We start from the raw sequence: 23,425 nt of genomic DNA, 5'->3' as shown, positions 1-23,425 counted from the left end.
ATTCCCATTCATTTTTCATTAGCCAGACTTTGAATATGAATTTTGGCCTCCGCTATTTTTTCCCGTATTTCAGAAGGAAATCCCTTTCCTATGAAAAAACTATTTGTTCTGAGCCTCTTTTTATTGGGTCTATTTTCCTGTTCTGAAAAAGAAAAACTACTTCCCCGTATCGCGATTGCAGGAATTGCCATAGAATCGAGTACTTTTTCACCGGCCGTAACCGAGGAAGCAGCATTCAAATCTAGAGTGGGAGAGGAGGTATTTACTTATTATCCTTTTATGGAAAAAGATTCCTCCACCCGCGCCCGCGCACAATGGTTTCCGACCCTTCGAGGTCATTCGATTCCCGGAGGGATAGTGAGCAAAGAGGCGTATGAATCACTCTTGGGTAAAACCCTGGATATGCTGAAGCAAAATCTACCTTATGACGGGCTGTTTCTGGATATCCACGGCGCGATGAGCGTGGTAGGTTTGGATGATCCGGAGGGAGATATGATCGCCCGAATTCGAGAGGTAGTCGGTTCGAAGACAATCATTTCCACGTCCATGGATTTGCATGGGAACGTATCAGCGCGGCTGGCTGGACACTCTGACCTGATTACCTGCTATCGAATGGCTCCTCATGAAGATGCGATCGAATCCAAAAAGCGGGCTTTGGTCAATCTTTTGGATCGGATCGAAAGTGGAAAAGGCAAGCCGAAATATAAGGCTTGGATTCCTGTGCCGATTTTGCTTCCCGGTGAAAAGACAAGCACTCGCATCGAACCCGGAAAGGGTCTCTATGCAAAAGTGGATCCCGAAACCAAAAAAGAAGGTGTGATTGATGCTGCAATCTGGATTGGATATGCCTGGGCTGATGAGCCTCGAAATCATGCCGTGGTGATGGTAACCGGAGATGATGTAAAGCAAGTGAAAGAGAGTGCCGAATACCTGGCAAAAAGCTTCTGGGATGTCCGAAATCAATTTGAATTTGTGGCACCGGTTGCCTATTTGGATGAAAGCGTGGAAATGGCGCTGAAAAGCGAGAAGAAGCCTTTTGTAATTTCAGATATGGGCGACAATCCTACGGCCGGTGGTGCGGGTGACGTGACTTGGACGCTTACCGAACTCTTAAAAAGGCCTGAATTCAAATCCGAAACAGGCCCTGAGTTGATTTATGCTTCGATCCCTGGACCGGATTTGGTAGCGAAAGCAAAAACTGCGGGAATCGGAAATAGGGTAGAAAGTCTTGCCGGTGCAATGGTGGATAACCGTTTTGCTCCTCCTGTGCCACTGAAAGGAAAAGTCTTGGCTATCAAAGAAGGAGACCAAGATGCCAAGACGGAGGTAGTCGTGCAATTGGGTTCGCTGAAGATCATCGTGACCGAAAAGCGGAAACCTTACCATTACGTCAAGGATTTCACCGAATTGGGACTTGATCCTACTAAAACAGATGTCTTGGTGGTAAAGATTGGATACTTGGTGCCCGAACTGTATGATCTTCGTGGAGATTGGGTTATGGCTTTGACGCCGGGCGGAGTAGATCAGGATTTGGAAAGACTGGGCTATAAGCGGATCAAGCGGCCGATGTTTCCTTTAGATAAGGATATGCCCGAACCTGATTTAAGCGTGAAGTGGATACCGAGTTCAAGTGATTTTAAAGATTGAAAAAATGAAAGCCTGAGACGATACGTTTCAGGCTTTTTTCTGATCTAAAGCTTGGAAGAAACCTTTGAGGTTTTGAAAACCTCAAAGGTTTCTTCCAAAATCCAACACTTTCGGTAAGCATGTTAACTCATCGGACATTCGACATCCGACTTCGGTCATCTTAGCTTCTCATTATTCTTATGCCGATCCAGATCACGGATGTTCTTTTTCTCAAAGTTTTTCTCCAAAGCTTTAGTCAGATCAACTCCGGTCTGATTGGCTAGGCAGATCAATACCCACAGCACATCGGCCATCTCATCTCCTAGGTCTTTGCCTTTGTCGGATTCTTTGAAGGACTGTTCTCCGTAGGTTCGCGACATGATTCGGGCCAGTTCGCCGACCTCTTCCATCAGAATGGTCATGTTGGTAAGTTCGTTGAAATAGCGCACCCCGACGGTTTTGATCCATTGATCTACGAGTTCTTGGGCTTGGGCGATGGTGAGATTTTTTTCCATGGGTGAAAATTGGCCAAAGTTTTCTTAGTCTCAAAATTGGAAAAAATCGACTAGATGATTAATTTGAGTAATGACTAAATCAAAACTTAAGTTTTTCTTGCTCATTGGCTTTTTGCTAATCCAAATCGGGCCTGTCTTGGCATGTAGATGTTTATTGCCGGTCAATTTTACCCTTGGCGAGGTAGAAAGCTATGACTATGTAGCATGGGTAAAAGTAAAAGGAAGGAAACCAAGTGAATCCAAGGGTGAGGTAACAACTTATGAAGAAAGGTTTCACTGGGCGGAGATCGAGGAGCTTCATCGGTTTAAAGGGAATTCCACGAAGGAGCTAAAAATAAGGGGAGGACATCGGGATTTGGGATTTGTGACCTCTTGTGATCTGGGTATGGAGGTGGGAGAAGAGTGGGTTTTGTTTGCCAAAGAATCAAATGGAGAGTTTATGGTAGGTGCCTGTTCCCGTTCGGAGAAATATAGGGAAAATGATGGTTTCCGGGATTGGGGCAGCGAGAGAGGAATCAGGATGTTGTCGGTGCTCGATAGTGCTTTTAATCAGGGTAAATTGGACATTATGCAAATTTCCAAGGATACACTCTTTTTTCCCAACGGAAAGATTGAACGTGTCAAATTTCCATCCGATCAAGATGGAATTGTGGAGCTTAACTATTTCACTCCACTCGGAAATTTAATCGGTGTAGAACACCTCAAAAACGGACTTCGACATGGGTTTTACGCTTGGAATTACAATGATGGAACAAGATTGACCCAAAAGAATTATAAGAATGGAGTGCAGGTGGGGTTGTCTTACTTTTGGACCAAGGAATTTCCAGATAAACCCCATGGCGAATCTTTTTATGACGATCAGGGAAAGTGGGTTTTTTCCAGAGAGTATACCGTGGGGGTTTATGGGAGATTCCTAAGTCAAGAATCCATCATGGACCATGAAAAAAAGAAGCTGATTTACCGTATCTATGATGAGTTTGGGATGAAAATGGCCGAGGAGAGTCAGGAGATTGATTGATACAAGCTCTATTTTGTTTTTTATTTATGGAAAAATCATTTCCGGATTTTGTAAAATCATCCCATGATGAACCCCAAACCTACTTCCGTCGAAGAATACTTTTCCTGGTTTCCCCCCGATATCCAAGCCAAACTCCAGCAAATCCGGGAGACCTTAAGAGCTGCATTGCCGGAGGCAAAAGAGGTGATCAGCTATCACATGCCAGCCTTCAAGACTTCGGAAGTATTGGTTTACTATGCTGCCGCAAAAAGTCATTTGGGCTATTATCCGACCAACTCCGGAGTGGAGGAATTCAAAAAGGAATTGGCCGAGTACGTGACTTCCAAAGGTGCCATTCAGTTTCCTTATGATCGAGAATTGCCACTTGATCTGATCGCTCAGATTGCTCAGTTTAGAGCAGAAGAGGCTAAGTTTCGGGCGGAATTAAAAAAGAAGCGCTAAGCCAAAATTCGATTCAATTCTTTCAAAAAAGCTTCCAATTCGGCTATCGTGTTATAAATGTGTGTGGATACTCTGATTACATTGACATTACCTTCATGAACCAATCGGATACGGAAACCTGCCTTTCCCAATTCCGCGCCACAGGCATTGAAATCCATGCCTTTTGGCTGAAATGAAATGACCGAAATCCGAGATTCCTTCTCTGCAGGAGTCAAGATTTCAAGTTTTGAACCCAATTCAGTGAGACCGTCAAAAAGGTATTGATTCAATTCTTTGACCCGAACTTCTACTTTTTGCTTACCGATTTGGGTATGGAAGTCAGCCGCAGCAACCATCCCGACTGCCAGGGTTTTGCTTTGGGTCCCGTAGTCAAAACGCCTTGCTGAGGGCACATAGCCTTTGAATTCGGGAGGATTTACCGTCATATCCCAACCGATGTCTGAGTGTCCTCCGATCATGACGGCTTTTAGCTTTTCCAAAGCATCTTCTCTCACAAAAAGAAAAGCCGTACCGCTCGGCCCCAGCATCCACTTGTGAAAGCAGCCTGCATAAAAGTCACAGCCCAAATCATACAAGTCCAAATCAAAGGTTCCTGCTCCATGAGCCCCATCGATTGCAGTCAGAATTCCCTTTTTCCGAGCTATGTCACAGATTTCCTTGATCGGAAAAACCAGTCCGGTTGTACAGGTAACATGGGGTATTGCGATAACCTTGGTTCGAGGATTAATCAGTTTTTGAATTTCAGTCAGATTTTCCGCTTGAGTGGATTTGGGTTCGAAGGTCCGAATAACAATTCCTTCCAATTTGGCCCGATTGAGCCAAGGGAGGGCATTTCCCGCATGTTCGTGTGTAGTCAAAATCACTTCATCCCCTTCCTTCATCGGTACTCCCCAAGCCATGATGTTGATTCCTTCGGTGGTGTTGTGGGTGATAGAAAATTCAGTCGGTTTGATCCGGAAGAACTCAGCCAATTTCACGCGTTCCTGATCGGAGTTGCCATATTCTCCAGAAGTATTGATTTGCAGATTGCTCGCTTCCATAGCTTGGAGCACAGAAAAAGGAGCAGGGCCAAAAGTGCCACTATTCAGATAGACCCGATCTGAAGTCAGTGGAAATTGCCTTCTCAGTTCGGTCCAATAATCTTCACCAGCTAGGTTAGGGGAAGGAAAAGGAGGGAGGACTTTAGTAGGTAGATCAAAGCTGGAAAAGGCTGGAATAGCCATTCCCAAGCCTAATTGCTTAATAAAATTTCTTCTGGTATTCATGAGATCTGGCGAATAACAGAAAAATAGGAAAGCGCATCCTGATAACTATCCCGCTTGTCAAAAATTGGTTGGGGTATTTATGGGAATTGAGGAGTTAAAGTAAAGGATCCTCAAAATTTCATTTAAATGTATTTTTGAACAAAGGTCAGAAGTTTGTTTTTGGATGAAAAACTCTTTCTGAATTCAAAAAGGAAAGAATTTTCTTGTCAAGTGTCCAGAGCTTAAGATCATTTTCTATCGTGCAAACAATCAAAATGGCATCTATCAGGCCTATCCCTTTTTCGATTAATCGATTTTGCTGGGAATAAACACCTGCCTTAAAAATCAACCCATTGCTATCCAAAAGCTTCATATTGGAGAAGAAAGCAAGAATAATCTCCAATTCACGTTTGCTTTTAGCACCTTGCGCAAGTTCGGCAAAAACAACCTCCAGACTGTAGGCCATACCCAAGTCAATCAACTCCAACCCTGGATCGATAAAATTTCTGTTCCCACGGAAATATTCTATCCAAACCGAGGTGTCGATCAGGACTCCGTTCATTTCCTGTTTTGCTCGCGTAAGTAAGCAGCTCCGTATTCAAACTCTAGGGGCTCGGCAACCATCTGCTCCGAGAAATCTCGAATCTTCTTTTTTGACAAATATTCCTTAATAGCGATGCGCAATCCTTCGGTTATGTTTTTTGCGCCGGATTCTCTGACCAACTCTTCGATCAGCTCATCTTCGATTATTGCGGTGACTTTCATAGGTTTATATTTTTTTACAATTATACGAAGAGCTATCGTATGTAAAAACTATAATTCAAAAATTCTATCCACATTTTCCGGAATATCTTCTTGATAGTGACTTACATAGATGAGTGTGATCGGCGTGAGCTCGAGGATTTTCTGGACGGTTTCCCGGAAAATCACCCGCTGTCGTTCATCCATTCCTTGAGAAGCTTCATCCAGAATCAGCAGTTTTGGAGCTTTGATCAGTGCTCTAGCCAAAAGCGTCCAGCGTTGTTGCTCCAAGGGAATCCGCTGGATGGGAAGGTTTGCAAATGTCTCCAACTGAAAAAGTTGAAGCCATTGATTTGCTTTTGACTCTTGTTCAGCAGTTGTTTTTTTGAATAAACCCATGGTATCAAAAAAGCCGGAAAGGATCACTTTTCGCACGGTTTGATTGGCAGGGAAAAAACGAACTAGTTCGGGTGCTACGAATCCAATGGGTCGTTTAAGTTCCCAAATGCTTTCTCCGCTTCCTCTTTTTCGGCCAAAAAGCCAAAAATTTTGTGAATAGGCTTGGGGATTTTCTCCGATAAGCAGGCTGATTAAAGTAGATTTTCCGGACCCATTTTTACCTTTCAGCTGCCATCGTTCACCAGCATTTACCTGCCAGTTGACTTGGTTGAGAATGGTCTTTTCTCCATATCGGATACTCACGTTTTCGAGCCGGATAACCTCATTTTCAATCTTGGGAAACCCTTCTAATAGTGTATTCAGGAGCTTAAGATTCCAATGTATATCTAGGTTTTGACCTTTGTTCAAAGAGTAGTTTTCCCGTTCCCAAACCTCCATTTTTCCACCGGATTTTAGCCCCCCCACATGCGTGATTCCTTCAGGAATTTCTGCTGAAGATGTGGTGATCAATACATGGATTCCTTCTGAAATGATGGCCTGAAGAAAGTCTCCAAAGGCCGCCCTACTTTCCTGATCGAGGCCTGTCATGGGCTGATCCATGAGGTAGATTTTGGGCTGTCTAAGCAGTCCCAAAGCCAAGGCCAAGCGTCGGGTTTCCCCATTGGAAAGTTTCAAAATCGAGGAGTCCAAAAGGGGAGTGAGACGAAGCAAATCGGAAACTTTTTCGAGTTTCCAGGGGCCAGGATTGGTGGTGGAATTTTCTTTTAAATATTCCCTGACTGTAGCTGCTTCATCTGCTTCCGAGCTGTTAAATCGCTGCTGAAAATAGAAGTTCTGGAGGTTGGATTTATTTCGAAATCGGTACTGTTGGGAGACGTAAGCGATCAAATCCCTAAAGCTGTGCACGCTTCCATCCTCGGTTTTTTGGGAGATATAATCGGCAGCAAATGGCCTCCAAATTCTTCCTTCCGGTAGGTGGGTAGTGCCTCTCAAGGTCTCCAAAAAAGCCGTCAATTCTCTGCCTGAATCTCCCGTGATTGCCCAGTGTTGGCCTTCATTCCAAGTGAAATTGAGCTGATCAAAAGTGGCTTTGCCCAGATAATTCACTTGGGCGTTTTCGATTTGAAGCAGTGTTTTGGAAGTCAAGGATTTAGGCTTTGAGATGCTTGTCTAATGTAATCGCTTTTGTTCTGATAATGAAAAAGAAAGGTTTTCCGGTTCAAATTAACCTAAAAGTGATTGAATATAAAATGCTGATTAGAAGTAATAAAAAAGGCTTTAGCTAATTCGATGCTAAAGCCTTTTTTATACTCAGTCGTTCGGATAAGGGATATATACAAAACTGGTAAATGCCCCATCAATGACGAATAAACAACAGAATTCATCGGGGTCTTTATAGGCTTTTTGGAAGTCTTCCAAAGCTTCTTCAGCGATCAGTTTGCGCTGGACAAATTCATCCACATAGGTGATAAAGTAGTTCCAGTCCAGATCCTTCTCAGCCTTGCCGATAAAGATCTTTCCGATAGGCTGCATGTCCTTTGAAATTGGGAATATCGGATAGTCCGAAAATCCCCTGGAGCGTACCTGATAAGAGGCCTCTTTGAGTACATCACAGATCTTGACAAAGTCACTCGTGATCGTGCCAAGGTACTTGCCGCTGAGTTCGGGATCGTTGAAATCTGAGATCATGAATTGAGAGTTAATCGTACGACATTTTCGACATGGTAGGTTTGCGGAAACATGTCAACTGGCTGGACTTTTTCCACTCGGTATTTTTCTCCCAAAAGTGCCAAGTCACGCGCTTGTGTAGCAGGGTTGCAAGAGACGTAGACAATGGTCGGAGCCTCGAGTTGGAGGAGCATTTGAACCACCTTTTCATCCATGCCTGCTCGGGGTGGATCGGTGATGATCACATCCGGTTTTGCATGCTTGGCGATGAATTCATCGTTTAAAATATCCTTCATGTCACCGGCGTAGAAAAGGGTATTTTCAATGCCGTTGATTTGGGAGTTGAGCTTGGCGTCTTCGATGGCTGCTTCGACGTATTCTACCCCAATTACTTGCTTGGCTTGCTTGGCCACAAAATTGGCAATCGTGCCTGTGCCGGTGTAGAGGTCATAGACCACTTCTTCGCCTTTCAGCTGGGCAAAATCCCGGGCGACTTTGTAGAGTTCGTAAGCCTGCTCGGAGTTGGTTTGATAGAAGGATTTTGGACCGATGCGGAACTTCAATCCTTCCATTTCCTCCTCGATGTAAGGAAGACCTGCAAAAGTTACCAACTCCAAGTCTTGGAAGGTTTCGTTGCCTTTGGTATTGATGACGTAAAGTAAGGAGGTGATTTCCGGGAAACGGCCTTTCAAAAACTCCATCACCAATCGGATTGACTCAGGGTCATTTTCTCCGAACTGAACAATCACCATGGTTTGGTTGGTGCTCGTTGTTCGGATGATTAGGTTTCTCAATAAGCCAGCCTGATTTCGGATATCGTAAAATCTAAGGTTATTGCTTCGGGCAAATTCACGAAGTGTATTTCGCACGGCATTGGAAATTCCGCCTTGCAGGTAGCAATGCTCGATGTCGATGATTTTGTCAAACATCTTGGGAATATGGAATCCCAAAGCATTTCGCTCAAACTCCTGACCGGAGTTGATTTCTTCCCGGGTCAACCAGCGGGAATTGGAAAAGGTAAAGTCGAGCTTGTTGCGGTAGTATTGGGTTTTTTCGGAGCCCAGGATCGGAGCCACTTCAGGAATCGGCACTTTGGCGATCCGCTGAAACTGATCCAAAACTTGCTGTCTCTTGTAGGTTTTCTGCAGGTCATAGTTAATGTGCTGCCATTTGCAGCCTCCGCATGTTCCAAAATGGGAGCAAAAAGGCTCGATCCGGTCCTTGGAATATTCGTGAAACCGGATGGCCTCGCCCTCCATAAAGGAGCTTTTTCCTTTGGTAATCCGCACATCCACTACATCTCCCGGAGCTACATTGGAGACAAACACCACCTTGCCTTCATGATGGCCGACGCATTTCCCTTCGGAGGCGATGCGATCGATCAGCAGATTGGTGATGACCTTATTTTTCATTTTTCTCGACATGGGCGCAAAATTAGGGAAAATGGGGCAGAAGACCTTTGGGGTTTTCAAAACCCCGAAGGTCTCGGTTCAAATGAATTCGTCAATTCCTCCGATTCCCTATCTTTACCCCCAAATTTTACCCATGATTTTCAAAGACAAAGTCGTCATCATCACCGGTGCTACCTCGGGAATTGGCGAGGCTTGTGCGGAGCTATTTGGTAGGCAGGGTGCCAAAATCGCCATCACCGGACGCAATTCCCAAAAGCTGGAACAAACTACGCTTAAACTCCGGTCGCAACATATTGAAGTGCTTTCCATTCTCGCAGATGCGGGTTCCGAATCCGATAATCAAAGAATGGCCGAGGAGACGCTTTCTCATTACGGTCGGATCGATATCCTGATCAACAATGCCGGGATCTCCATGAGGGCGCTGTTTCAGGACTTGGATTTGGAGGTTTTCCGCAAGGTTATGGACACCAATTTTTGGGGGACGGTCTATGCCACCAAGTTTTGCCTTCCTGCGATTTTGGAATCCAAAGGTTCCATCATTGGCATTTCCTCTATTAACGGCTATCGAGGGACTCCCGCCCGTACGGCATATACGGCTAGCAAATATGCGATGAATGGATTTTTCGAATCCCTTCGAACCGAAGTCATGAAAAAAGGAGTTCATGTATTGGTGGTGGCACCTGGCTTCACTTCCTCCAATATCCGCAATACCGCACTCACAGCCGACGGTTCTTCCCAAGGCGAATCTCCCCGTGATGAGTCAAAAATGATGAGTTCAGAAGAAGTCGCAGAGCATATTTTGAAAGCGGTTTTAAAAAGAAAGCGCGATCTGGTTCTTACAGGTCAGGGCAAATTGGCCGTATTTCTGAACAAGTGGATGCCGGGAATTATGGACGGAATTGTCTATAATCAGATGGCCAAAGAAAAAGACTCGCCCTTTAAATAAATGCCCGAATCCATCTTCCAAACCTACCTGAATCGGCTCACTGACCTGTCCACCAAAAACAGGTCTTTGTACCTGCCGAAATTGGAGGGAACCGGGATGTTGGATGTTCGGGAGTTTGATTTTTTGACCGGAGAACCAGCCTTTGAAATTCTTCGAAAAGGGATGGGGGGAAAAAAGAAAATCACGCTTTCCCCCGATCTTGATCCGAGGTCTGGCGATGCCAATCAGGTTTCCAAGGTTCTTTCGAGAATGGCTTTTCGGGATCAACTGACTCAGGAGGAAACGGGTGAACAAAGTCTGTATCTGGCTTGGCTTTTTGCTGAAGGAAAGCTGATCAACGGGCAGATCGTCAGGAGTCCTTTGCTATTGAAACCGGTTCAACTCCACAAGGAAAATGGGTTTTGGATTTTGGTTTCGGAGGAGAATTGGCAATGGAATCCGGCATTTTTACTGGCTTGGAGGCATGCCACTGGGCAGAATATGCCGGAAACCTTTTCCGATGAACTCCTGGAAAATCTACCAAAAGATTCAATTGAATTTCGGACAGCCTTAGTTAAGCTAATTCAAGAATTCTTCGCCATTCAGGTTCAATCTAATCTGCTAGAAGATCAGATTCTACCATTTCCCAATTCCCAAATTTCACTCGATCAGGAGCGATTTGCTGAGGGAAAAGTCATTCTAAAGCCATACGCTGTTTTAGGTCAATTTGCCCAAAAGGGGAGTTTTTTGTTTTCTGATTATGAGCAATTGATTCAGGATCATTCTGAGAGTTCCTTGGAGGATCTGTTTCAGCATCTTTTCCTTTCCGAGAAAAGTGAAAAACAGATTCGAGAGGAAAACCTGTTTCCCGTTTTTCCTCTCGATGCTTCACAGGAAAGTGCGCTGATCAAAGTTCGTCAAGGAAAAAGCTTGGTGATCCAAGGCCCTCCCGGCACGGGCAAGTCTCAATTGATCGCCAATCTGGTTTCGGATTATATCGCCCGTGGCAAAAAGGTATTGGTGGTTTCCCAAAAGCGCGCCGCCTTGGATGTGGTATTTGAGCGATTGGAAAAAGCGGGTTTTGGTCAATTTTTGGGCTTGGTTCATGATTTCCGAGCAGATCAGAAAAACCTTTTTGGAAAAATCAAAAGCCAGATCGAATCGGTGGAGGAGTACCAAAGCCAAAACCGGGGAATCGATGCAATTCAGTTGGAGCGGGAACTGAGTCAACTTTCCAAGACTATTTCCAGACTTTCGGCAAAGTTTGAGGAACTGCGAACAGCTCTCTTCGATGAAAAGCCTGCAGGAATTCCAATCAAAGCCCTTTACCTCCTAGCTGATTTGAATCGACCTGCTTTCTCCAACACCAAATTGACCCAGTTGGATGTTGAGCAAGCAAAAGGATTTGAACAGGATTTAAGGATTTTTTCAGGGTATCAGAACAGGTTTGCGGGAGGCTTTTGGGAAAAGCGAGTATCATTTTCTGGGGTTCAGCCCTCGAATTTTGGTCAGATTTCTGCGTCTTTAATTGGTTTAGAAAATTATCGAAAGGAGCTTCGCCAATTCCTTTTTGGTGAGAAATCAAAGCCGTTTTTCAAAGCAATTTGGTCCGATCGGGTGTTTTTGGAGAAGGTTAAAAAGCTTCAATTTTCGCTTTCAAACCTATCCAAGCCAGAAAAAGACCTCGCATTTATTTTTCAACCCAAAGAGCAAAAAGCGCTGACCAAAATCCGAAAGTTTCTGATTCAGGCTATCGAGACATCCCAAGGCTGGAAGTTTGAACTGGGGTCGGATTTGGAGAGCTTGAGCAAGGAATTGAAAGCTTTGATTCCGCTTTCGCAAAGTTTTTTTGGAAAGCTTCAGGCCAAATTTTCAAAGGCCAAATTTCCCTTAGCTTTTCAAGCCTTGAGCCAATGTAGCGCGTCATTCAATACCCAAAATCTGCTTGATCTTCAGCTGGAATGTCGGTCAAAACTTCGGCTTCAGGCAGAATTGGAGGGAATACCAACTTCTTCCTATATCAAGATAAGCGGACAATTTGCAGATGATTTAATTGAGGTGGATCAGCTTTTAACTTGGAAAGCGCATTGGGAGGCAGTTCCGGAAATTCAAGAATTATTGGATTGGAAAAAGCTTTCCTATTCGGAGTTTGGAGCTGCAATGGATCAGATTCGAATTTGGTCTGAAGACTTGTCCTCCCATCTGGTTGCGTATCGACTTTGGTTAAGTGAAGCGCAGTTTTTGGATTTGATGGAAAAGAGTTTGGAAGCCGTTTTTCCAGAAAATCCGCTGAACTGGCCCTCCGTTTTTGCCGAACTGAAAGGATTTGATCAGTTTTTAGAGGGATGGAAATTCCGGGATTTGGGTGAGCGATTGTTCGAAAATTTTTCTGCCACTAATCTTAATGATATCAATTCTGCTTTTTGGAATGGTTGGAGACTGGCTTGGATCGGGGAGATCGAACGGCAGCATCCGATGTTGCCTGAATTGGGTTCCCTGCGTCTCCATCACGAAATGGACGAGCTCAAAACTGCAATTCTCGAAAAGCGAAAAAATGCCCGGCATTTGGCCTTGCTCAGGCTTCGTGAGCAAGTAGCCGAGCATTTGGAATACAACCGCTTGGGCAATCGGCTGACCTATCGGGATTTGCTTCATCAGGTGAGCAAAAAGCGCCAAAAATGGCCCATTCGGAAGTTGCTCGAGGAATTGGGAGTGGAGGTTTTTCGCGTTCTTCCATGTTGGTTGGGTAGTCCGGAGACAGTTTCGGCTGTGTTTCCGACGGACCAGGTGTTTGATTTGGTGATTTTCGATGAGGCTTCGCAATGTCCTGTGGAGCGCGGCCTGCCCGCGATGCTGAGAGGAAAGCAGGTGGTTGTGGCAGGGGACTCCAAGCAACTTCGACCTTCGGATTTTTACCAGGTGAAATGGGAAAGTGAGGAAGAGGGCATGGAATACGAAGCCGAATCGCTGCTGGAGTTGGCGGCTCATTTTTTTGAGAATCTCCAGTTGAGAGGGCATTACAGATCTGCAGATCCGGGTTTGATTCACTTTTCCAATACCCATTTTTATGGAAATCGACTGGAAACTTTGCCGGATTATGGCACGGTCAAGGCTGGAAAAACTCCCTTTTCTTGGGAAAAAGTCGAAGGAATCTGGGAAAATCAGATCAATCGAATGGAAGCCTTTGCGGTCTTGAATCGGGTTCAGCGCATTCTAAAAGAAGCTCCTCAAGACTCCATCGGTATAGTGACGGGTAATTATTTCCAGATGGAGTTGATTCGGGAAGAATTATGGAAAGCTGGCTTTCAAGATGCTTCGATCAAAGTCCGCAATATCGAAAATGTGCAGGGAGATGAATTCGATCAGGTGATTTTGTCTTTGGGCTATGCGCCTAATCGGGAGGGAAAGCTGGTGACGAATTTTGGTCTCTTGAGCAAGTCGGGTGCTGAAAACCGGCTGAATGTGGCGATCACTCGGGCAAGGAAAATGCTTCATGTGATTTCTTCCATCGAACCGGAGGACTTCCGCCCAGGTCAGCTTACTAATCCGGGTTTGGCCTTGCTGCGCGAGTTTTTGGCTTGGGTGAAAGTGCAAAGTAAAGCCCGGAAAATCCCTTCCCCCGAAGTGAAAGTGCCTGGCTTTGAGCTGCACTGGAGTTTGAAAAATCAACTTCTGAAGTCAGATAGTTGTTTTTCAAAAGAAATTCCTTCTGCGGTGATGGATTTGATCCGAACCGACCAAGAAGGGAATCAAATGGCGATTTTGACTGATGACCAGCGATTTTTTGATGCGCCTACGGCAAAGGCTGCGATGGCCTATCATCCGATTTTGCTTGAGGAGAAAGGCTGGAATTGGGAGTGGAAGTGGAGCAGGAATTTTTGAAGTATCAAGTAGCTGGTATCAAATAGTTGGTATCACGTTTCTAGAGCCAAGACACAAGACATTAGACTTTTGGGTCTTTATATAGCTATACTCTTTTTTAATGAATGAGATTTCATTTATTAATTTAATTTTTTAATTATAGTGAATGATAATTCATGTATTAATTAATATTGGATATCGGCAAGTCTTGATTCTAATGTCTAGCGTTTTACGTCTATCATCTTGATTCTTATTTTTGATTGATTTATCATTCATAAACTTGTAAATTTGGATTTAATGAATGAAATTTAAGTCATGGATATCGCACAGCTATCAGATATGGCCATTCTCCGGATGATCGGGGACTTCATCAAAAAGAAGCGTATGGCTCTCAATAAGACTCAGGACGAGATGGCCACGGAGGCGGGCATGAGTCGATCTACCCTCAGTCTCCTAGAGCGTGGCGAGAAGGTTCATTTACTGACCTTGATTCAGGCACTTCGGGTTTTGGACGAGCTGCAGCTGTTGGAGGCTTTTGAGGTGCGTCAGCAGATCAGCCCCTTAGAGTACATCAAGCTCCAAAAGAAATATCAGCGGCAGCGAGTTCGTAAAATGGATATAGCGGCTGAGCCTCCCCCTTCAGAATGGTAGTCGCAGCGGAGGTATGGCTTTGGGATCGGCTGGCTGGAGCGATCCTGTGGGATGAGGCGCAGCAGTTGGCAAGCTTTGAGTTTGATCAGGGCTTCTTGCGCTCTGGATGGGATATTGCGCCCGTCATGATGCCGCTAAGGCAAGGAAAGCGCTTATACACCTTTCCGGAGATCCGACGCGGGCGAAATGATGCTTTTGATACGTTCAAAGGCCTTCCCGGACTTTTAGCCGATATGCTTCCGGACAAATACGGCAATCAATTGATTAATACCTGGCTGGTTCAAAACGGTCGCCCTACGGATAGTCTGAACCCTGTGGAGTTGCTTTGCTTTATCGGGAAGCGAGGAGTGGGAGCACTTGAGATCAAGCCTTCGCTCCGTTCCGAGAGCGGCACTTCAAGCACTTTGGAGCTGGACAGTTTGGTAGCGATTGCCAATAAAATCCTTAATACCCGGGAAAGCTTCCAAACCGATCTATCTAAGGAAGAAGAAGCTGCCTTGGCCGATATTCTGAAAATCGGTACTTCCGCGGGTGGTGCTCGGGCTAAGGCAGTGATCGCGTTTAACCCCGAAACCGGGGAAGTAAAAAGCGGTCAGGTCAAAGCTCCTGCGGGTTTTTCTTACTGGCTGATCAAGTTTGACGGGGTCATGGACAGTCAGTTTGGTGCATCGGTGGGTTATGGTCGGGTGGAAATGGCCTATTATCTAATGGCACTTGAGGCAGGAATTGAGATGAATGAATCCCGGATTTTGGAGGAAAATGGACGGGCGCACTTTATGACCAAGCGGTTTGACCGAACGGATGCCGGTGACAAAATCCACATGCAAAGTCTCTGCGGAATGCGTCATTTTGATTTCAATCAGGTGGGAGTATATAGCTACGAGCAAGTGTTTGAGACGATGCGGATGCTGAGATTGTCGTATCCGGAAGCAGAACAGATGTTCATCAGAATGGTCTTCAATGTGCTTGCCCGCAACTGTGATGACCACACCAAAAACTTTGCTTTCCTGATGGATCAGAGCGGAAAATGGAGTCTTTCACCTGCTTATGATATTTGCCATGCCTATCGACCGGGAAGCTTGTGGGTCAGCAGTCAATCCCTTCAGGTGAATGGAAAGCGAGAAGGAATCTCTGAAGATGATTTTCTGGAAGTTGCCCGAAAGATGAATATCAAAAAACCGGAGGAGAAGATCGATCGGGTCAGAAAAGCGGTAAAACGATGGAATCAATTTGCGGAAGAAGTCCAGGTGGAGCCCAAACTCAGGGATTCGATTCAGGCTACGCTTTTGGTTTAATTTCCACAGGGATTGGTCAACACTGGAGTCATTTCCTGATTGTAGACATTCATTTTTTTGAGAAAGACCTGCTGAGGGTCTGCTCCATATTGTCGGTCGATTGCCGTGAATTTGTCATAAATCCCTTCAAATATGGCCAGCAATCGTTTTTGGCAATCTATGGATTTTTGCTTGGTGTCGCGTTCTCTTGAATCCAGCGAATTGCCCAAAAGCGCTTTTTCATCTTTGAGAATGCTTTCCTTAAGCTCTAGTTTTTGGATTTCCACAAACTCATTTCCTTCAAACATGGCTTCCATGGATTCTTTGGCTGATTCCAGCGAGCCCTGTTTTTTGCTGAAATCTTTGGATTTGCTGATGGCTTTGGATTCCAGGGTTTTTCGCTTTTCCAAAATCTGCTTTTTGATCTCGGTGATTTCTACCTCGATTTGAGCTTTTCGGACATCATTTCCATTGGAGGAAGCAGTGGCAAGTCGCTGTTGTGCTTCGCGCTCTCTCCGGGCAAGCGCGTCGGCCTCTTTTGCCCGTGCGGCATCCATTTTTTCACCGGTCTCCACGATTTTCTCTTCTATTTTCTGCTGGATAGGGGTGTAATCCTTGCCGTTGAACGTGATATTGACATCCTCGATTTTTTCCAATCGAGAGACAAAATCATCGCTTTCCCAGCCGGTGACCAAGTAGGTTCGGTTTTCGAAAAAGACATATCCGATGCCAAAAGGGCTCAGAATCAGCGCCCTATTTTCCGGATTAATTTGAAAATCCGTGTTTTTGGAAAACCAAGCCAGCATGTGTCCGCCTTCTCCCAGATTCACGCCCTGAAAACTCTCCGAAGGAAACTGGGACTTGTCACCGACATAAGTCTTGTTTCCATCCCGCTCCATGTACTCTTTGAAAAATTCAGGTTCGGATACTTCATCCAAATAGTCGGGCAAGTAGGAAAGCATTTCCCGGGTGATGGAGGAGATTTTATCGCCGGTTCGCTGCCGGGTGGAATAAGTGAAAAACTCTCCTGTTTCCATTCGAACTGAAAAGTCCATTTCATTGAAGAGTGCCGACCCTTTTTGCTCCTTGAGTTGCTCAGCGATGTCCTTGTCGATAGCAATCAGGCCATTTTTGGTATTCATCAGGAAGTAGGAATCGACTTGTACTTCGGAGGTTTTGGCAGTGAAATAGAATTTTTTGTTGAAGAAAAATTCCTGATCCAGGGTGAAAGGTGATTTGAGTGATATCTCCTGAATCAAAAATTTGTCTTTATCAGACTTCTCCTTGAAACCCTGTGACACTTGGGCTTGAGAAAAATGGAAAATCAGGCTGAAAAGCAGGGAAAGGCTGACTATATTCATGATCAAATTCTTTTTCCCCTAACTAGTAATTGTCTACGGAAATAGCCTGTAAAAAACCGCTAAAATTCGATTTCTAAATTTGAGTGAGCCATCTGGCCAGCTGAACATCGTGAACTAGATAAGCTCCCTGATCTTGGATTACCATTTCCTGTTTTTCTAAGGCCTTGATTGCCGTTCGAACGGAGCTTGTAGCCCCTAAGTCATGCTTTGCTATAAATTCCTTTGCGAACGGGTTGAACAAGGGTTCCTCTTTGGCAATTGCTTTGAGCACATTCCATTGAGTCCGGGTAAGGATTTTTTGGAAATTGGCATAGATCACCTTTTGTTGATCTAAAATTTGCTGAAAAATTAAGGATACTTCTGTTTCGCTGATTCGTTGATAGGTCGAATAAAGTCTATTACATAAGAGTTGGATGGTGTAGGTCTGTCCTCTACTCAGCTCATAGATTTTTGAGATTGATGAATCGGTTATTTCTTTTTTTGCTTTCAAAAAATGATCACGTATAAAATCAGTGTACTTGACTAGATCTATGGGATTAAGAGCTTCTAGTTGAGAACTTTGGTAAAATGGCCTCCTAGTTTCAGTAAACATCGCTTCCATCATGGATCTATGGCTTCCGCTGAAAATGAATCTAACTTCAGGAATTTCTTGAACCCAAGTTCTAAAAATTGCTTCTGCTTGCGGTTCATACTCGCTTATTTGCTGAAATTCATCTATTGCCAAGACAATTCTTTTTTTTCTGGATTTCAGGAATACCCCCAAAGCATGTAAGGATTCTGTAGCTTTTTCTGGTTTTCTTAGGTTGACACTGATTTCAGGAAAACCTGTATGAGGGTTGAAATTTAGTGATGCACCAATTGAAGCGAGAAGTTTATGTAATGCCGCACCAATACCTGAACTGGTCTTGCCAAATTTTTCATAAATACCTGATGCAATGGCTTGTATGGATTCTCCTAAATTTTGTGTAGCAAGGAGATCGACGTAAATCGTTTCAAATTCATTAGATCCTTCCAGATCTTCAAAAAGCCGATGAATTAAGGCTGTTTTTCCCAATCTTCTCCAGGCATAGAGGACGATATTCCGATCGTTTTTGATATGCTGGATCAAAGTTTCCAGTTCTTTCTTTCTGTCACAGAAAAAGCTCTTTGATTACGGAAGGATTGAATGGAGTTTTCATTTACTGTTTAATTTGGTGATTTTTTGCGCACATCACGTTGCGTGTATTGCGTTGCGGAAATTACGCAATTTTCAAACCTTTGAAAGTTTCCGAAAAATCACAAATATCCAACCAAGCGATAGATCACTATCCCAATCCATTCCTTGACCAGCTTGTGCCAATAGGAAATGGAATCCGCATCGGGGAAAATCAATGCAGGAATATCGTATTTGACTTCGTGGGAATAATAATCCACGGGAAAAGTCACAGTATTCAGCCCCACTTTATCAAAGCAGCCTTTGGCTCGGGTCATGTGAAAAGCGGAAGTGATCAGCACAAATTCCTGAGAAGTGGAGATTCCGTTTTTCTCTAAAAAATCACGGGTAAACTGGGCGTTTTGGGCCGTGTTTTTACTCTGATCCTCGATGAGTACGTCCGATTCCGGAACTCCAGTCATCAGTAAAAACCGCTTTAATACTTCCGCTTCCGATTGAGGATTGACTGGGTTGAGGCCTTGTCCACCGGTGATCAGGATCTTTTTGATTTTGCCCATACGATAAAGTTGTAGTGCATGGGTGATGCGGTCTGCTCCTTTGTTGAAAAAGGTGCGGTCATAGGCAGTTTTGCTCAGGTTGGTAACTCCGGTGAGGACAATGCCGATTTCGTGATTTTCGATCTCTTCGAAAGATTTGAATTCGGGTTCCCAAGCCAATAAAGCCAAATTGGAAAGAAATGGATTGGTGAAAAAGAGTAGAAGTCCAACACCTGCCCACAGCAACTTTTTACTCCACTTTCTCCGGAAAAAAACAGCTCCGCTGAGGATCAATATCATCACAATCGTCAGTGGCATGGCCAAAAAACTCAAAAACTGGGAGAGGTAGAAGAACATTGGGACTTAGGTTTTGGGCAAATAAACGTGGGAAGGATGGAATTTTCAAACTCAATTTTCAATGATCAATTATCAAGGGTTTGGCATACTTGATAATTGATCATTGAGTTTGGTCATTGTTTATTGATCATTCCTTAATAGCGTTGACCGTTTGGTCATTGATTTTTCTCTCAAAGTAATTGTGGTAAATTGAACAATCAATTCAGGAGTTTATGGAAAAGGATATTCGTTGGATTCAGCGTTTGGATAATTTCCTCAAGGCGGTAAATCTCCTTGTGGAAGTAAAATCTATGGATTTGGACGAACTTTCTCAATTAGAAAAGGAGGGGATTGTCCAGCGATTTGAATATACATTAGAGTTAGGTTGGAAGACGCTGAAAGATAAAATGGAGTCTGATGGCTTGATTTTGGATCGTATTTCTCCCAAAGTGGTCGTAAAGGAAGCCTTTCAGGCCAAGTACATTGATCAAATTGAGGTTTGGCTGGAAATGATCAATGATCGGAACTTACTAAGTCATAGTTATGATCTGGAAACCTTTGAATCGGTTATTCCTGATATCCAGTCTGTTTATACACCTTTGTTAGCCTCACTGGCAAAAAAACTTTCAGAAATTCACTAATGGAAACCTTTGGACTATCTGATAAATCCTTCCAAATCCTTCTCGATATTTTTAGGAATTACCCAGCCATTTCTGAGGTAAAAGTCTATGGTTCGCGTGCCAAAGGAACTCACAGCGAACGGAGTGATTTGGATTTGGTGATTCTTGATGAGATAGATCGAAAGACCTTAGGTGAAATCTGGATGGAGGTTAATTCGAGTGATTTTCCCTTGACAGTCGATCTTCAGGTTTGGAAAGATATCAAAAATGAAAACCTCAAAGAACATATCCGAAGAGTAGGGAAGATTTTTTATTCGGTTGATCAGAATCACCCTGCTTTGGAGAAGTTATGACTCAGTTCTAATTCAATTTTCAGTGACCTTTAAGAATTATAATTGATTTTGACCATTGGAAATTGGTCATTGAACTTGTTCATTGATAATTGATCATTTCATTTCTTTAATCTAGCCAGAAAGCTATTTTTGACCATGCTTTCAAACCAACCTAACCTAGTACCTCATTTAGAAAAACTGTCCACCCAATTGGAGGGTAGTTTGCAGTTTGACCGACTCACCCGGACCCTGTACGCCACCGATGCATCTGTCTATCGGGAGATGCCCTTGGCAGTCGCTTTTCCCAAGTCTGAGTCAGATATCCAAAAACTCATTCACTTTGCTGCGGAGCACGGCACTTCCCTGATTCCCAGGACTGCGGGCACTTCCCTCGCCGGACAATGCGTGGGAAACGGCATTGTGGTTGACGTTTCCAAGCATTTCACTCAAATCCTGGAATTCAATAAAGAAGAGCGCTGGGTTCGCGTGCAGCCAGGTGTGGTTCGAGATGAGCTGAACCGTTACCTCAAGCCGCATGGTCTATTTTTCAGTCCGATCACTTCCACTGCCAACCGGGCGATGATCGGAGGGATGGTTGGGAATAATTCTTCCGGGACAACTTCCATCGTCTACGGAGTGACTCGTGATAAGGTGATTTCTCTGAATACCATTCTCAGTGACGGGAAAAAGGTGGTTTTTGGAGAGATCTCCCAAGACGATTTTGACCGGAAGTGTGGGCAAAAAGACCTCGAAGGTAGCATCTATAGGCAGATTTTCGACGAACTCAATAACCCTGAAATCAGGAAGGAAATCCATGCCCAATTTCCTAAAAAGTCCATCCATCGCCGAAATACCGGCTATGCAGTGGATGAATTGCTAAAGGCCGAACTTTTTGAAGGAAAGGAAAAATTCAACTTCTGTAAGTTGTTGGCGGGTTCGGAGGGAACTTTGGCCTTTACCACCGAAATTAAAATCAGTCTCGATCCGCTTCCTGATCCGGTGGAAATCGTCGTTGCTGCACATTTTGAAAGTATCCACGAAAGCATGAAATCCGCTCAGGTTGCAATGAAGCATCCTGCGACTGCGGTGGAACTGATGGATAAAATCATCCTGGACTGCACCAAGGAAAGCATCGAATACTCCAAAAACCGCTACTTCGTCGAGGGAGATCCTAAGGCGATTTTGATGATCGAGTTTCGGGGGAAAACACTGGAAGAGGCCATGGCCAAAGGGGAGGCGCTTGTAGCCGACCTGAAAGCAGGGGGCTATGGCTATGCCTACCCGATCATTGAGCCTGCAAGAGTGGCTTCTGCTTGGGCGCTTCGTGCAGCTGGTTTGGGACTTTTGGGGAATATTCCCGGAGATCCCAAAGCGGTGGCTTGTATTGAAGACACAGCTGTAGATATCGAGGACTTGGCGGATTACATCGACGAGTTGGATGAGATTCTGAAAGGATTCAACCAAAATCCGGTTCACTATGCCCACGCAGGTGCAGGAGAGATCCACATGCGCCCGATTTTAGATTTGAAAAAGGCCGAGGATGTCGAGGAGTTTTATCAGATTTCCTTGGCATCGGCCAAGTTGGTGAAGAAATACCAGGGTTCGCTTTCTGGTGAACATGGGGATGGACGAGTACGCGCGGCATTTATTCCTTTGATGGTGGGGGAAAAGAACTATGAGCTTTTCCGTCGAATCAAATACACTTGGGATCCGAAAAACATCTTCAATCCCGGTAAAATTGTGGATGCTGCGCCGATGAATAAGTTCCTGCGCTACGAGCCGGGAATGGTCACTCCGGAGCATGAGACGGTTTTTGATTACTCAGCAGACGGGGGTATTCTTCGTTTAGCAGAGAAATGTAACGGCTCAGGAGACTGTCGCAAGCTTCCGGGTTCGGGAGGGACGATGTGTCCGAGCTTTATGGCTACTCGGAACGAACGTGATACCGTTCGTGGTCGGGCCAATACCCTGCGGGAGTTTTTGACTTTGGATAAAAAGGAGAATGCCTTCGACCATCCAGAGATCAAAGAAGCTTTGGACCTCTGTCTGAGTTGCAAAGGATGTACGGCGGAGTGTCCTTCAGGCGTAGATATGGCGAGCATGAAAGCGGAATTTCTTTATCAGTACCAAAAAACCAATGGGGTTCCACTTCGGTCCAAAGCTTTTGCTTACATCAATGAGCTGAATGAATTGGGAGCCAAAGTGCCCGGAATCGCTAATTTCTTTCTCCGTAATTCCCTGACTGGTGGCTTGATGAAGTCCATCTTAAATGTGGCTCCAAGCCGAAATCTGCCAGAAATCAGCCCGATCAGTCTGAGAAAGTGGTACAAAAAGAACTATGCTTCTCTTCCCGGACCCGCCCAAACGATCAAGTCCGTGTACTTTTTCATCGATGAATTCACTAACCATAACGATACCCAAATTGGTATCAAGGCGATTTCTCTATTGAAGAAACTCGGTTACGAAGTCAAAGTGATTGATCACGAGGAAAGTGGGCGATCGGCACTTTCCAAGGGACTTTTGCTCAAAGCCAAAAAACATGCGGAAGCCAATGTGCGGATTTTTGAAAAACTTATTGATGGGAATACGCCATTAATTGGTTTGGAACCTTCGGCGATTTTGAGTTTCCGAGATGAATATCCGCGGATTGTAAGTCCGGATTTGGTGCCTGCTGCAAAGAAACTCAAGTTTCATGTCAAGTTGATCGACGAGTTTCTGGGTCAGGAAGTGGCTGCCGGAAACATCAAATCGGAGTCTTTCACCTCCAAAACCCAAAAGATCAAGCTGCACGGGCATTGCCATCAAAAGGCACTTTCCTCCTTGAATTGGACCCAAAAAATACTTTCGCTTCCCGCTAACTACAGTGTAGAAACGATCCCAAGTGGTTGCTGTGGAATGGCTGGAAGCTTTGGTTATGAGGCAGAGCACTTTGAATTGTCTCAGCAGGTAGGGGAGTTGATGCTCTTTCCTGCGGTGAGAAATGCTGAAGCGGATACACTTATTGCTGCGCCGGGTACTTCTTGCCGTCATCAGATTGCTGATGGGACTGGCCGAAAAGCCAAGCATCCGGTGGAGATACTTTGGGAGGCATTAAACCTTTGAGGTTTTAAAATCCTCGAAGGTTTTAAATAAAAATCACTACTGTCCGACTAAAATAGAATAGTCGGACATTTCTTTTTCTATCTGTCCAATTTCGGGTTTTTCCTGTACGTTTTGAAAAGTGAAGCCCCCTAAGTTGGAAAGATGCTCATTTGGGAGGATTTTGCGAGGCTTTCCTGGAGTTCTTTTTCCGGATTGTTGAGGAAATTGGTC

19 protein-coding genes and 1 pseudogene are annotated in these 23,425 nt (G+C 44.6%); 10 read left to right on the top strand and 10 right to left on the bottom strand.

All coding sequences use genetic code 11. The annotated features are described in order from the left end of the window. The first annotated feature begins 90 nt into the window (after window positions 1–90). Window positions 91–1,647, top strand: coding sequence for a M81 family metallopeptidase (locus CLV31_RS17820; protein WP_111394513.1), 1,557 nt, complete (start codon window positions 91–93; stop codon window positions 1,645–1,647). Between the two features lie 155 nt (window positions 1,648–1,802). On the opposite strand, the gene CLV31_RS17815 is transcribed toward CLV31_RS17820, so the two are convergent. Beyond that, on the bottom strand, window positions 1,803–2,141 hold the full coding sequence (locus CLV31_RS17815; protein WP_111394431.1) for a nucleotide pyrophosphohydrolase: 339 nt from the start codon (window positions 2,139–2,141) through the stop codon (window positions 1,803–1,805). A gap of 70 nt (window positions 2,142–2,211) precedes the next feature. Here CLV31_RS17815 and CLV31_RS17810 point away from each other — a divergent pair, with 70 nt between their 5' ends. Together CLV31_RS17810 and CLV31_RS17805 are read left to right on the top strand one after the other, a co-directional pair. Beyond that, window positions 2,212–3,159 carry a toxin-antitoxin system YwqK family antitoxin gene (locus tag CLV31_RS17810; protein ID WP_111394430.1) on the top strand — a complete coding sequence of 316 codons (948 nt, stop codon included), beginning with the start codon at window positions 2,212–2,214 and terminating at the stop codon, window positions 3,157–3,159. 63 nt (window positions 3,160–3,222) lie between these two features. Continuing rightward, entirely contained in the window at window positions 3,223–3,600 is a 378-nt protein-coding gene (locus tag CLV31_RS17805; RefSeq protein ID WP_245943439.1) for an iron chaperone, read from the top strand. On the opposite strand, the gene CLV31_RS17800 is transcribed toward CLV31_RS17805, so the two are convergent. The 6 genes from CLV31_RS17800 to rlmD all read right to left on the bottom strand — a co-directional run bounded on the left by CLV31_RS17800 (window position 3,597) and on the right by rlmD (window position 9,076). Beyond that, window positions 3,597–4,865: an aminotransferase class V-fold PLP-dependent enzyme gene (locus CLV31_RS17800; protein WP_111394429.1), complete on the bottom strand. Its 1,269-nt coding sequence runs from the start codon at window positions 4,863–4,865 to the stop codon at window positions 3,597–3,599. The two genes, CLV31_RS17805 and CLV31_RS17800, sit on opposite strands and share 4 nt — an antisense overlap. Before the next feature lie 145 nt (window positions 4,866–5,010). Continuing rightward, entirely contained in the window at window positions 5,011–5,406 is a 396-nt protein-coding gene (locus CLV31_RS17795) for a PIN domain-containing protein (RefSeq protein ID WP_111394428.1), read from the bottom strand. Then, a complete protein-coding gene (locus tag CLV31_RS17790; protein ID WP_111394427.1) occupies window positions 5,403–5,609 on the bottom strand; it encodes a DUF2191 domain-containing protein in 207 nt (68 codons plus the stop codon). The genes CLV31_RS17795 and CLV31_RS17790 overlap by 4 nt, the downstream gene beginning before the upstream one ends. A gap of 48 nt (window positions 5,610–5,657) precedes the next feature. After that, window positions 5,658–7,130 (bottom strand): ATP-binding cassette domain-containing protein, encoded by a 1,473-nt coding sequence (locus CLV31_RS17785; RefSeq protein ID WP_111394426.1) that lies wholly within the window; start codon window positions 7,128–7,130, stop codon window positions 5,658–5,660. A 165-nt stretch (window positions 7,131–7,295) separates the two neighbouring features. Further along, entirely contained in the window at window positions 7,296–7,673 is a 378-nt protein-coding gene (locus tag CLV31_RS17780; protein WP_111394425.1) for a hypothetical protein, read from the bottom strand. Then, complete coding sequence (rlmD, locus tag CLV31_RS17775; protein ID WP_111394424.1) at window positions 7,670–9,076, bottom strand: 23S rRNA (uracil(1939)-C(5))-methyltransferase RlmD; 1,407 nt, start codon at window positions 9,074–9,076, stop codon at window positions 7,670–7,672. Before rlmD ends, CLV31_RS17780 begins: the two co-directional genes overlap by 4 nt. Window positions 9,077–9,197: 121 nt before the next feature. Between rlmD and CLV31_RS17770 the strand changes: the two genes are divergently transcribed. From CLV31_RS17770 to CLV31_RS17755, 4 genes are all read left to right on the top strand, one after another. Then, entirely contained in the window at window positions 9,198–10,010 is an 813-nt protein-coding gene (locus CLV31_RS17770) for an SDR family oxidoreductase (protein ID WP_111394511.1), read from the top strand. Next, entirely contained in the window at window positions 10,011–13,871 is a 3,861-nt protein-coding gene (locus CLV31_RS17765) for an AAA domain-containing protein (RefSeq protein WP_111394423.1), read from the top strand. It abuts the gene before it with no gap. A gap of 294 nt (window positions 13,872–14,165) precedes the next feature. Beyond that, window positions 14,166–14,501 carry a helix-turn-helix domain-containing protein gene (locus CLV31_RS17760; RefSeq protein WP_111394422.1) on the top strand — a complete coding sequence of 112 codons (336 nt, stop codon included), beginning with the start codon at window positions 14,166–14,168 and terminating at the stop codon, window positions 14,499–14,501. Beyond that, window positions 14,495–15,796 (top strand): type II toxin-antitoxin system HipA family toxin, encoded by a 1,302-nt coding sequence (locus CLV31_RS17755; protein WP_111394421.1) that lies wholly within the window; start codon window positions 14,495–14,497, stop codon window positions 15,794–15,796. Before CLV31_RS17760 ends, CLV31_RS17755 begins: the two co-directional genes overlap by 7 nt. Here CLV31_RS17755 and CLV31_RS17750 read toward each other — a convergent pair. From CLV31_RS17750 to CLV31_RS17740, 3 genes and pseudogenes are all read right to left on the bottom strand, one after another. Further along, the gene (locus CLV31_RS17750) at window positions 15,793–17,136 is read right to left on the bottom strand and encodes a hypothetical protein (RefSeq protein ID WP_111394420.1); all 1,344 of its coding nucleotides are present in this window, start codon (window positions 17,134–17,136) and stop codon (window positions 15,793–15,795) included. The two genes, CLV31_RS17755 and CLV31_RS17750, sit on opposite strands and share 4 nt — an antisense overlap. Before the next feature lie 73 nt (window positions 17,137–17,209). After that, window positions 17,210–18,262: pseudogene (locus tag CLV31_RS17745) on the bottom strand (AAA family ATPase); the annotation flags it as partial. A gap of 149 nt (window positions 18,263–18,411) precedes the next feature. After that, the gene (locus tag CLV31_RS17740) at window positions 18,412–19,182 is read right to left on the bottom strand and encodes a YdcF family protein (protein ID WP_111394418.1); all 771 of its coding nucleotides are present in this window, start codon (window positions 19,180–19,182) and stop codon (window positions 18,412–18,414) included. A gap of 212 nt (window positions 19,183–19,394) precedes the next feature. Between CLV31_RS17740 and CLV31_RS17735 the strand changes: the two genes are divergently transcribed. The 3 genes from CLV31_RS17735 (at window position 19,395) to CLV31_RS17725 (ending at window position 23,215) form a co-directional block, all read left to right on the top strand. Beyond that, window positions 19,395–19,802, top strand: coding sequence for a nucleotidyltransferase substrate binding protein (locus CLV31_RS17735; protein WP_111394417.1), 408 nt, complete (start codon window positions 19,395–19,397; stop codon window positions 19,800–19,802). After that, complete coding sequence (locus tag CLV31_RS17730; RefSeq protein ID WP_111394416.1) at window positions 19,802–20,134, top strand: nucleotidyltransferase domain-containing protein; 333 nt, start codon at window positions 19,802–19,804, stop codon at window positions 20,132–20,134. The genes CLV31_RS17735 and CLV31_RS17730 overlap by 1 nt, the downstream gene beginning before the upstream one ends. Window positions 20,135–20,269: 135 nt before the next feature. After that, window positions 20,270–23,215, top strand: coding sequence for an FAD-binding and (Fe-S)-binding domain-containing protein (locus CLV31_RS17725; RefSeq protein ID WP_111394415.1), 2,946 nt, complete (start codon window positions 20,270–20,272; stop codon window positions 23,213–23,215). The last annotated feature ends 210 nt before the right edge of the window (window positions 23,216–23,425 follow it).

Source organism: Algoriphagus aquaeductus (assembly GCF_003253485.1).
Taxonomy (GTDB): Bacteria; Bacteroidota; Bacteroidia; order Cytophagales; family Cyclobacteriaceae; genus Algoriphagus; species Algoriphagus aquaeductus.
Note: the sequence above shows the minus strand (reverse complement) of the source record. Positions and strands in the feature narration are given on the sequence as shown.

Excerpts from the sequence above, each read along its gene's own strand:
- CLV31_RS17820 (WP_111394513.1), top strand. The coding sequence starts at position 91 with ATGAAAAAACTATTTGTTCTGAGCCTCTTTTTATTGGGTCTATTTTCC.
- CLV31_RS17815 (WP_111394431.1), bottom strand. The coding sequence starts at position 2,141 with ATGGAAAAAAATCTCACCATCGCCCAAGCCCAAGAACTCGTAGATCAA.
- CLV31_RS17810 (WP_111394430.1), top strand. The coding sequence starts at position 2,212 with ATGACTAAATCAAAACTTAAGTTTTTCTTGCTCATTGGCTTTTTGCTA.
- CLV31_RS17805 (WP_245943439.1), top strand. The coding sequence starts at position 3,223 with ATGATGAACCCCAAACCTACTTCCGTCGAAGAATACTTTTCCTGGTTT.
- CLV31_RS17800 (WP_111394429.1), bottom strand. The coding sequence starts at position 4,865 with ATGAATACCAGAAGAAATTTTATTAAGCAATTAGGCTTGGGAATGGCT.
- CLV31_RS17795 (WP_111394428.1), bottom strand. The coding sequence starts at position 5,406 with ATGAACGGAGTCCTGATCGACACCTCGGTTTGGATAGAATATTTCCGT.
- CLV31_RS17790 (WP_111394427.1), bottom strand. The coding sequence starts at position 5,609 with ATGAAAGTCACCGCAATAATCGAAGATGAGCTGATCGAAGAGTTGGTC.
- CLV31_RS17780 (WP_111394425.1), bottom strand. The coding sequence starts at position 7,673 with ATGATCTCAGATTTCAACGATCCCGAACTCAGCGGCAAGTACCTTGGC.
- rlmD (WP_111394424.1), bottom strand. The coding sequence starts at position 9,076 with ATGTCGAGAAAAATGAAAAATAAGGTCATCACCAATCTGCTGATCGAT.
- CLV31_RS17770 (WP_111394511.1), top strand. The coding sequence starts at position 9,198 with ATGATTTTCAAAGACAAAGTCGTCATCATCACCGGTGCTACCTCGGGA.
- CLV31_RS17765 (WP_111394423.1), top strand. The coding sequence starts at position 10,011 with ATGCCCGAATCCATCTTCCAAACCTACCTGAATCGGCTCACTGACCTG.
- CLV31_RS17760 (WP_111394422.1), top strand. The coding sequence starts at position 14,166 with ATGGATATCGCACAGCTATCAGATATGGCCATTCTCCGGATGATCGGG.
- CLV31_RS17755 (WP_111394421.1), top strand. The coding sequence starts at position 14,495 with ATGGTAGTCGCAGCGGAGGTATGGCTTTGGGATCGGCTGGCTGGAGCG.
- CLV31_RS17750 (WP_111394420.1), bottom strand. The coding sequence starts at position 17,136 with ATGAATATAGTCAGCCTTTCCCTGCTTTTCAGCCTGATTTTCCATTTT.
- CLV31_RS17740 (WP_111394418.1), bottom strand. The coding sequence starts at position 19,182 with ATGTTCTTCTACCTCTCCCAGTTTTTGAGTTTTTTGGCCATGCCACTG.
- CLV31_RS17735 (WP_111394417.1), top strand. The coding sequence starts at position 19,395 with ATGGAAAAGGATATTCGTTGGATTCAGCGTTTGGATAATTTCCTCAAG.
- CLV31_RS17730 (WP_111394416.1), top strand. The coding sequence starts at position 19,802 with ATGGAAACCTTTGGACTATCTGATAAATCCTTCCAAATCCTTCTCGAT.
- CLV31_RS17725 (WP_111394415.1), top strand. The coding sequence starts at position 20,270 with ATGCTTTCAAACCAACCTAACCTAGTACCTCATTTAGAAAAACTGTCC.